This is a genomic window from Streptomyces sp. NPDC030165 (assembly GCF_055573595.1).
Map to the genome: position 1 here is coordinate 162859 of NZ_JBVIBD010000004.1, position 9822 is coordinate 172680.

At 72.6% G+C, this 9822-nt stretch carries 7 protein-coding genes; 6 read left to right on the plus strand and 1 reads right to left on the minus strand.

The window, feature by feature from the left end; all coding sequences use genetic code 11:
• The first annotated feature begins 234 nt into the window (after nt 1–234).
• From ACZ4Z1_RS09610 to ACZ4Z1_RS09635, 6 genes are all read left to right on the plus strand, one after another.
• Nucleotides 235–1863: a sensor histidine kinase gene (locus tag ACZ4Z1_RS09610; RefSeq protein ID WP_468486303.1), complete on the plus strand. Its 1629-nt coding sequence runs from the start codon at nt 235–237 to the stop codon at nt 1861–1863.
• Nucleotides 1864–1889: 26 nt separating this feature from the next.
• Nucleotides 1890–3368, plus strand: coding sequence for a bifunctional glycosyltransferase family 2/GtrA family protein (locus ACZ4Z1_RS09615; RefSeq protein ID WP_468486023.1), 1479 nt, complete (start codon nt 1890–1892; stop codon nt 3366–3368).
• On the plus strand, nt 3365–5509 hold the full coding sequence (locus ACZ4Z1_RS09620) for a glycosyltransferase family 39 protein (RefSeq protein ID WP_468486024.1): 2145 nt from the start codon (nt 3365–3367) through the stop codon (nt 5507–5509). The genes ACZ4Z1_RS09615 and ACZ4Z1_RS09620 overlap by 4 nt, the downstream gene beginning before the upstream one ends.
• 153 nt (nt 5510–5662) lie before the next feature.
• Nucleotides 5663–7333: an MFS transporter gene (locus ACZ4Z1_RS09625; protein ID WP_468486025.1), complete on the plus strand. Its 1671-nt coding sequence runs from the start codon at nt 5663–5665 to the stop codon at nt 7331–7333.
• A gap of 43 nt (nt 7334–7376) precedes the next feature.
• Nucleotides 7377–8222, plus strand: coding sequence for a TetR/AcrR family transcriptional regulator (locus tag ACZ4Z1_RS09630; RefSeq protein ID WP_468486026.1), 846 nt, complete (start codon nt 7377–7379; stop codon nt 8220–8222).
• Between the two features lie 167 nt (nt 8223–8389).
• Nucleotides 8390–8626: a chaplin gene (locus ACZ4Z1_RS09635; protein ID WP_468486027.1), complete on the plus strand. Its 237-nt coding sequence runs from the start codon at nt 8390–8392 to the stop codon at nt 8624–8626.
• Nucleotides 8627–8722: 96 nt separating this feature from the next.
• On the opposite strand, the gene ACZ4Z1_RS09640 is transcribed toward ACZ4Z1_RS09635, so the two are convergent.
• Nucleotides 8723–9580, minus strand: coding sequence for a YceI family protein (locus ACZ4Z1_RS09640; protein WP_468486028.1), 858 nt, complete (start codon nt 9578–9580; stop codon nt 8723–8725).
• Nucleotides 9581–9822: the final 242 nt, after the last annotated feature.

Here is a 9822-nt window from a genome sequence, read left to right on the forward strand (position 1 = left end):
AACGCCGGGCCGACAGCCGCGGGTCCGGGAGTGGCTGCCGCAGGCCGGGCGTCGGTTGCCGCGGGTCCAGGCACGGTTGGCGCGCGTGCCGGGCAGGCTGTCGCGGGCCAGGGCACGGCTGGCGTGGCTTCCGGGCAGGTGGCCGCGGCTGCCGTCGGCGGTCCCAGGGCCCGTCGGCACCGTCGTCCCCGGCGGGTCAGGCTGCGGCCGCGCCGCTGGAGCCTGCGGACCCGGCTGGTGGTGTCGGCGGTTCTGCTGATCGCGGTGGTCTGTGCGGTGATCGGTACGGTCACCACCATCGCGCTGCACTCGTACCTTCAGAACCAGCTCGACGGCAAGCTGCGCGAGTCGGCCCGGCACTCCGTCGGCCGGCAGGGTGACATCACCGGCCACCGGGACCTCGGGTTCATCGCCGGGCCCGGTCAGCCGATCGGCACCGTCGGGGCGCGGCTCTCCCCCGAGGGCGATGTGACCGCCGCCGCCCGCAGCATCGACGCGCGCAAGCCGCTGCCGGCGCAGAATCTGTTCACGCTGACCGATGAGCAGGTACGGGCGCTGGCCGCGGTGCCGCGCGACGGCCGTCCGCACACCGTCACCTTGCCCGACCTGGGCGACTACCGCGTCGAGTCGGCGCCGGACGACTCCGCGCTGGTCGGTCTGCCGTCCGGCGAGGTGCAGGACGTCGTCGGGCGGCTGGTCGTCGTCGAGGTCTGTGTGACGGCCGCGGGTCTGGTGGCCGCCGGTCTCGCGGGCGCCGCCACGGTCCGTATCGCGCTGTGGCCGCTGCGCCGGGTCGCAGCCACCGCCACCCGCGTCTCCGAACTCCCGCTGCACCGTGGCGAGGTGGCGCTGTACGAGCGGGTACCGGCCGCCGAGGCGGATCCGCGGACGGAGGTCGGGCAGGTCGGCGCGGCGCTCAACCGGATGCTCGGGCACGTGGGTTCGGCGCTCGCCGCCCGGCAGGAGAGCGAGACGCGGGTCCGCCGTTTCGTCGCGGACGCGAGCCACGAGCTGCGGACCCCGCTGGCCTCGATACGCGGCTATGCCGAGCTGACCCGGCGGGGCCGCGAGCAGCCGGGCCCGGCCACCCGGCATGCCCTGGGGCGCATCGAGTCCGAGGCGGAACGGATGACCGGCCTGGTGGAGGACCTGCTGCTGCTCGCCAGGCTGGATTCCGGGCGCCCGCTGTCGTACGAGTACACCGATCTCGCGCCGCTCGTCGTGGACGCCGTCAGCGACGCCCGTGCCGCAGGGCCGCGCCACAACTGGCGCCTGGAGCTGCCGGTCGACCCCGTGCCCGTACGGGCGGACGCCGACCGGCTGCACCAGGTCCTGGTCAACCTGCTGGCCAACGCCCGTACGCACACCCCGGAAGGCACCACGGTTGTCGCTTGCCTGCGGCGCGAGATGCCGCTGCCCGGGGTGGGCCACTTCGTCCGCCTGGAGGTACGGGACGACGGTCCCGGCGTGCCCCCCGAGCTGCTGCCGCACGTCTTCGAGCGCTTCGCCCGCGGCGACGCCTCCCGATCCCGCACGGGCGGCGGTACGAGCCCCATGAGCAGCCCGCGGGACGCGAGCAGCACGAGCACCACGACCACCAAGAGCACCACGAGGAACACGAAGAGCGCGAGTCCCCGGGCCGGCGGCGGCAGTACCGGCCTCGGGCTGGCCATTGTGCAGGCCGTGGTCGCGGCGCACGGCGGCACGGTCGGGGTGGAGAGCGTGCCCGGACGGACCGTCTTCCGCGTACGGCTGCCCGCCGACGGACCGGCGCGCGACGCCACACGCGCCCCTCAGCATTCCCGTACGCCTCTTGAATACGCCCATTCACAGTCTGGGCACAGCAGCACCACACAAGGGTGACAGCGCGCTTGGCGAGTGTCGGTGCCATGACGACGACACAGCCGGCCCACACCCCCCTGGGCTCCCTGCCGCCCCGTGAGCATCTGCGCCTCGGCCAGATCGACACGGTGCTCGATGTCGTGATCCCCGTCTACAACGAGGAGTCCGACCTGGAGCCGTGCGTACGCCGGCTCCACGACCACCTCTCCCGCACCTTCCCGTACGGCTTCCGCATCACCGTCGCGGACAACGCGAGCACGGACCGCACACCCGAGATCTCCGCGTCGCTGGACGAGGCGATCGACGAGGTGACGGCCGTACGCCTGGAGGAGAAGGGCCGCGGCCGGGCGCTGCGCACCGTGTGGTCCCTCTCCGACGCGCCGGTGCTCGCCTACATGGACGTCGACCTGTCCACCGACCTGAACGCGCTGCTGCCGCTGGTCGCCCCGCTCATCTCGGGCCACTCCGACCTGGCCATCGGCTCGCGTCTCGCCCGCAGTTCACGCGTGGTGCGCGGCCCCAAGCGGGAGTTCATCTCCCGCTCCTACAACCTCATCCTGCGCGGCTCGCTGGCCGCCCGTTTCTCCGACGCGCAGTGCGGATTCAAGGCCGTACGGGGCGACGTCGCCGAGCGGCTGCTGCCCATGGTCGAGGACAGCGGGTGGTTCTTCGACACCGAGATGCTGGTGCTCGCGGAACGCGCCGGCCTGCGCATCCACGAAGTGCCGGTGGACTGGGTGGACGATCCGGACAGCACTGTGCACATCGTGCGGACGGCCACCGAGGACCTCAAGGGCGTCTGGCGCGTGGGGCGCGCGCTGGCGACCGGCGCGCTGCCGCTGGACCGCCTCACGCGCCCCTTCGGCGACGACCCGCGCGACCGTGAACTGGCGGGCGTGCCGCGTGGCCTGGCCCGCCAGATCATGGGCTTCTGTGTGGTCGGCGCCCTGAGCACGCTCTTCTACCTGGGCCTCTACTCGCTCTTCCGGCTCGGCGTCGGGCCGCAGCCGGCCAACGCCGCGGCGCTGCTGCTGTCGGCGATCGGCAACACGGCGGCGAACCGGCGGCTGACCTTCGGCGTACGGGGCCGTGAGCGCGCCGTACGCCACCAGGCCCAGGGGCTCGTCGTCTTCGGCGTCGGCCTGGCCCTGACCAGCGGGTCCCTGGCCGCGCTGGACGCCGCGACCGGCGACCCCGCGCACGGCACCGAGATGGCGGTGCTGGTGGCCGCGAACCTGGCGGCGACGCTGCTGCGGTTCCTGCTCTTCCGGGCGTGGGTCTTCACGGGCCGGGAGCGGGAGCGGGCGGAAGGTGGCGAGGGCGGGGGCGGGGATGCCGTACGGGAGGCCCCCACCGCCGTACGGGAGGCCCCCGCCGCCGTACGAGAGGCCCCCACCGCCGTACGGGAGGCCCCCACCGCCGTACCGGGCCGCCCCGCTGCCGTACCGGGCCGCCCCGTTGCCGCACCGAGCCGCCCCACCGCCGTACGGAATAACCCGCACCACCCCGGCAGGAGCGCCCGATGACCACGCACCACCCCCGCCTCACCCAGCCGGCTGAGGCGCCCGGACCGGATGAAGCGTCCGGCCCGCCCGAGGCCCCCACCCGAGAAGCCGCCTCCCCGCCCCCGGAACCCACCCCGCCCCCCGCCTCCCCCCGCTGGGCCCGCCCCGCCCTCGCCGCGCTGCTCCTCGCGTCCGCCGCGCTCTTCCTCTGGGACCTCGGCGCGTCCGGTTACGCGAACCAGTTCTACTCGGCGGCCGCCCAGGCCGGTTCCGCGAGCTGGAAGGCGCTCTTCTTCGGGTCCTCCGACGCCGCCAACTCCATCACCGTCGACAAGCCCCCGGCCGCCCTGTGGCCGATGGCCATGTCCGTGCGGCTCTTCGGGCTCAGCTCGTGGGCGATCCTCGTGCCGGAGGCGCTGATGGGCGTCGCCACGGTCGGTGTGCTGTACGCGGCCGTACGGCGCCGGTTCGGCGCGGGTGCCGGGCTGTTCGCGGGGGCGCTGCTCGCGCTGACGCCGGTCGCCGCCCTGATGTTCCGCTTCAACAACCCCGATGCGCTCCTGTGCCTGCTCATGGTGTGCGCCGTGTACTGCGTGCTGCGCGCCCTGGAGGACGCCCGGACGAAGTGGCTGGTGCTGGCGGGTGTCTGCTTCGGTCTCGCCTTCCTGACGAAGACACTCCAGGCGTGGCTGATCCTGCCGCCGCTGGCGGTGGTGTACGCGGTCTGCGCGCCGACGCGGCTGCGCCGCCGGTTCGGCCAACTCCTGCTCGCGGGGCTGGCGATGGCCGTGTCCGGCGGCTGGTGGGTCGCGATCGTCGAACTGTGGCCGGCCGGTTCGCGCCCGTACATCGGAGGATCGCAGAGCAACAGCTTCCTGGAGCTGACCTTCGGCTACAACGGTCTCGGCCGCATCAACGGCGACGAGGCCGGCAGTGTGGGCGGCGGCCGCCCCGGCGGAGGCGGGGGCGGGGGCGGGGGAGGCTGGGGTGACACCGGCATCACCCGGCTCTTCACCTCCGACATGGGCGGCCAGATCTCCTGGCTGCTGCCGGCCGCGTTCCTGCTGCTGGTCGCGGGGCTGGTCGGCTTGCGGCGGGCCGGGCGGACCGATGCCGCGCGGGCGGCGTTCCTGGTGTGGGGCGGCGCCCTGCTGATCACGTTCGCGACGTTCAGCTTCATGTCCGGGATCTTCCATCAGTACTACAACATCGCGCTGGCCCCGTACATCGCGGCGCTGGTCGCGATGGGCGCGACGCTGCTGTGGCGGCGGCGCGACCGTACCGCCGCCGTGCTGGTCCTCGCGGGCACGGTCGCGGTGACGGCCGCCTGGGCGTACGTCCTGCTGGCCCGCTCGCCGCAGTGGCTGCCGTGGCTGCGCTGGTCGGTTCCGGTGGTCGGCGCCGCAGCCGTGCTGGGGCTGCTGCTGTCCGTACGGCTGGGCCGGCGGCTGGCCGTGGTGGCCGCCGGTCTGGGCGTCACCGCGGGGCTGGGCGGCCCGGTGGCGTACGCGGCGAACACGGTCGCCACCCCGCACACCGGGTCGATCGTCACCGCGGGCCCGACGGTCGAGGGCGCCGGGGGCCGGCACGGCGGAATGATCATCATCGGAGGGGCCGGGCCGGGCGGGAAAGGCGGCCAGGGAGGTCAGGGAGGCCAGGGGAGCCAAGGTAACCAGGGCGGCAAGGGCGGCCCGCCACCCGGCCAGGGCAATAAGCCCGGCCCCACCCAAGGCCAAGGCTCACCCCCCGGCCAGCGCGGCGGCGCCCGCCACAACGCCCTGGGCGGCCTCCTCAACGGCCAGCAGGTCAGCGCCAAGGCCAAGGCCGCCCTCCGGAAGGACGCCGGCGCGTACACCTGGGCCGCCGCCGCCATCGGCTCCCAGAACGCCGCCAGTTATCAGCTCGCCACCCGGCTGCCGGTCATGCCCATCGGCGGCTTCAACGGCAGTGACCCGTCGCCGACGCTCGCACAGTTCAAGGAGTACGTACGCCAGGGAAAGATCCACTACTTCGTCGGCGGTGGTTCGGGCGGCGGCTTCTTCGGTGCGAACGGCGCCGAGAAGTCCACCTCGTCCGACATCACGAGCTGGGTCGAGAAGAATTTCAAGAAGGTGACCGTCGGCAGTACGACGCTGTACGACCTGACGCAACCCGCCTCGTGATGTAAACGGCCGCGCCGAGCGGTGTCCCCGATAATTGGCTGTACGGCGTATAGCGCTCCCTGTACGGTGTAGATGTCCCGCTGGTCGCACCGATCCGCACCGACCCGCGCGATCCGCACCGATCCGCTCGATCACTCCGTACAGGGAGCCTGTATGTCCTCCGTGGCCTCCGGCGCCGCGTCGCCCGCGAGCCCGGCCCGCAATCCCACCCGCTGGCTCATCCTCGCCGTCATCTGCCTCGCGCAGCTGACCGTCCTGCTCGACAACACCGTCCTGAACGTCGCCGTCCCCTCGCTCACCTCGGAGATGGGCGCGACCACCGCCGACGTCCAGTGGATGCTCAACGCGTACTCGCTGGTCCAGTCCGGTCTGCTGCTCACCGCCGGCAACGCGGCCGACCGGTACGGGCGCAAGAAGATGCTCGCCCTCGGCCTGGTGCTCTTCGGCGTCGCCTCGCTCGCCGCCTCCCTCGCCCAGTCGCCCGGCCAGCTGATCGCGGCCCGCGCCGGCATGGGTGTCGGTGGCGCGCTGCTGATGACGACCACGCTCGCCGTCGTCATGCAGATCTTCGACGACACCGAGCGCCCGAAGGCCATCGGCATCTGGAGCTCGGTGAACTCGCTAGGGTTCGCCGCCGGGCCGCTGATCGGCGGCACCCTGCTGGCGCACTACTGGTGGGGCTCGCTGTTCCTGATCAACATCCCGGTCGCCTTCATCGGCCTCGTCGCCGTACTGCGGCTGGTCCCCGAGTCGAAGAACCCCAGTGGCGACCGCCCCGACCTCGTCGGCGCGCTGCTCTCCATGATCGGCATGGTGGGCGTGGTCTTCGCCATCATCTCCGGGCCCGAGAGCGGCTGGCTCTCCGGCCGGGTGCTGGCCTCCGCCGCCGTCGGCGTCGTGGGCCTCACCGTCTTCGCGCTGTGGGAGCTGCACATACCGAATCCGATGCTGGACATGCACTTCTTCCGCAACAGCCGGTTCATCGGCGCGGTGTCCGGCGGGATCCTGGTGGCGTTCGGCCTGGGCGGGTCGATGTTCCTGCTCACCCAGCACCTGCAACTGGTCCTCGGGTACGGGCCGCTGGAGGCCGGGCTGCGGATGGCGCCGCTGGCGCTGATGGTCGTCGTCCTGAACTTCACCGGCCTGGGCGTGCGGCTGCTGCCCAAGCTGGGCACCCCCGGCATGATCGTGACGGGCATGAGTCTGCTGGCCGGCGGTCTGGCCGCCATCGCCACCCTCGGCAGCGACGGTTACGGCGGGATGCTGCTCGGCCTGCTGCTGATGGGTGTGGGTGTGGCGTTCGCGATGCCCACCATGGCCAACGCCATCATGTCGGCGATCCCGGTCGAGAAGGCCGGTGTGGGCGCGGGCGTGAACGGCACGCTGATGGAGTTCGGCCAGGGCCTGGGCGTCGCCGTCCTCGGCGCGGTCCTCAACTCCCGTTTCGCCGCTCTGCTGCCCGCGGTCGCCCTGGGCGCCGGTTCGCTGCCGGCCGCGCTGGCCATGGCCCGTACGGACGCGGACCGGGCGGCCGTCCACGACGCCTTCGCCTCCGGCATCGGCACCAGCCAACTGGTGGGCGCGGCCGCCGTCTTCCTCGGCGGGCTGCTCGCGGCGTTCCTGCTGCGCCGTGCGGAGCGCGGCGGCCCCGTGGCGCCCGGCTCCGGAGCCTCGGGTTCCGAGGACTCCGCTGCCGGAACCCCTGATTCCGGAGTGCCTGCTGCCGAGGCGGCCGTATCCGCGTCCACCGCCCCGGAAGACGACACCGTCCGTCCGGAAGACGACCCCGTACGCCCGGGACCGTCCGCCGCACGGCCGGAATAGCATCGACTGCGTACCACTGCGTGAACGAGAGGGAGGGCGCGAGATGGCAGCTACTTCGAGCCGCGCCGGGAAGCAGCCGAAGAGCGTGTGGCTGGCCGAGCGCCCCCCGGCGAGACGGAAGGCGGACCAGCCGGCCGGACTGGACCTCGACAAGATCGTCGCGGCCACGGTCCGGCTGCTGGACGCCGAGGGCCTGGCGAAGTTCTCCATGCGCCGCCTCGCCGCCGAACTGGGTGTCACGGCCATGTCCGTCTACTGGTACGTCGACACCAAGGACGACCTGCTCGAACTGGCCATGGACGCAGTGGCCGGCGAGCTGGAGCTGCCGGACGAGTCCGACGAGCGGGCCGACTGGCGCGACCAGCTGCGCCACCTCGCCCACGAGTACCGCAAGCTGCTGCTCGCCCACACGTGGCTGCCGAGGCTCCTGGGGGAGTACCTCAACTTCGGGCCGCGCTCGATGGCATTCTCCAACGCGACCCTGCGCGTGATGGCTCGCAGCGGCCTGTCGAAGGAGTCGACGTCGGGCGCGCTGGCGGCGGTCTACCAGTTCGTCTACGGGTTCTGCAGCATCCAGGGCCAGCACCGTGCCCGCTGCCGGGCCGAGGGCACCACCTTGGACGAGTACTTCCACCAGGTCGTGCAGGCGGTGCAGGGCCGGCCACGGTTCGCCGAGACGATGGAGCTGTCCGTCAACGCCACGTACGCCCGTGAGGACATGTCCGCGGAACGGAGGCTGGACGAGGACTTCGCCTTCGCCCTGGAGCTGCAGATCGCGGGCATCGAGGCGATGCGGGAACGGGAGCGGATGGCGGCGGCCGCCGCCGGCGCTCCGGACCATGGCGCCGGCTCCCCCGCCGACCAGCCGGATCAGACCCCTCCGAGGTAGCGGAAAACGCCCCTACCACCCCCCGCCCCCGTACGAACGCTGCGCGCGTCCACACGTGTGAAGGCCTCCCGCCGAACGTGGGCATCGGCGGGAGCGGCGGTTTCCGATCACGGCGCCGCGTGAACCTCTTATCTGATCATTCTTCAGCGCAGCGTAAGGAGCTCTACATGCGCGTTCGTACTGCCATCAGCGCGGGTGTCCTGACCGTCGCCGCCGTCCTCGGTAGCGTCGGTACCGCCGTTGCCGACGCAGGTGCGGGGGCCAAGGTCGCCAACTCGCCCGGTGTCCTGTCCGGCAACGCCATCCAGGTGCCGATCGACCTCGGCGTGAATGTCTGCGGCAACAGTATTCTCGACATTGTCCCGCTGCTGAGCCCCACCTCGGGCAAGTGCAAGACCGACTGACGGGCTGTCCCGTACGACGGTGCCCCGCCCCCTTGCAGTGCAAAGGGCGGGGCACCGTCGCGTGCGGCCCCGGTCGGGGGGAGGGGCCGCGGATCGTCAGGCCGTGGGCAGCGTCTCGCCCTGTACGGCCTGGATGTCCAGCTCGACCCTCAGGGTCGTGCCGATCGCCGCGATACCGGCGGCGACGACCTGGTTGTAGTTCATCTTGAAGTCCTCGCGGCGCAGCTCGGCGGTGGCGTTGAAGGCCGCCCGCACGCCGCCCCACGGGTCGGGTCCTGTGCCGAGGTAGCTCAGGTCCAGGTCCACCGGGCGGACCACGCCGCGCAGCGACAGCTCGCCGTGCACGGTCCAGCGGTCCGGGCCGGCCGGCTCCAGGCCGGTGCTGACGTAGGTCATCTCCGGGTACTGCTCGACGTCGAGGAAGTCCCCGGTCCGCAGGTGCCCGTCGCGCATCCCGTTGCCGGTGTCGATCGAGGCCGTCTTGATGACCGCCCGGACCGACGACTTGTCCAGGTCCTCGGCGATCTCGATGCGGCCCGCGAAGTCCAGGAAGCGGCCGTGCACGCTGGTGATGCCGAGGTGTTGGGCCGTCGCCGCGACCGTCGAGTGCATCGGGTCGATGGTCCAGGCGCCGGGCGGCGGCAGCTCCGTCCCGCCCTGCCGCGCCAGCGTCACATTGCCGACGTCCATCCGGCCGCTCGCCGTCACGATCGCGCTGGAGGCGACCGGCGCGTAGCCGACGGCCGTCACGATCACCGTGTACGGGCCGGGGGCCAGCGGCTGCGCGTCGCGTACGGCGCCGTCCTCGTCGGCCGCCGCGCGCAGCACCTGGGTGCCGGTCATGTCGGTGACGGTCAGCACCGCGTGCTGCACCGCCCAGCCGTCCCGTGTACGGACCTGTGCGCGTACGCCCGCGCCCTTGGCCGCTCCCGCTGCCGCGCCCGTCGAAGTCATTCCCACTCCCGTTCTTGCCTCTCACATGTCGGGCTCCGGACGGCGGCACGCAGGCCGTCCCCTGCCTGTGCGCGTACCGCCGCCGGAGCCCTGGGGTCCGGTCCGCGCCGCCTTTCCGCTCAGAAGGCCGGCGCGAACCGGGGTCTTGTTCCCCGGCCGGTCCGGGGCTCCCGGGGGACCACCATCCAGCGGGTTCCCCAGGCCCGGAGCCACCCCCACGGTGGGGTGACCCTACATCCTCC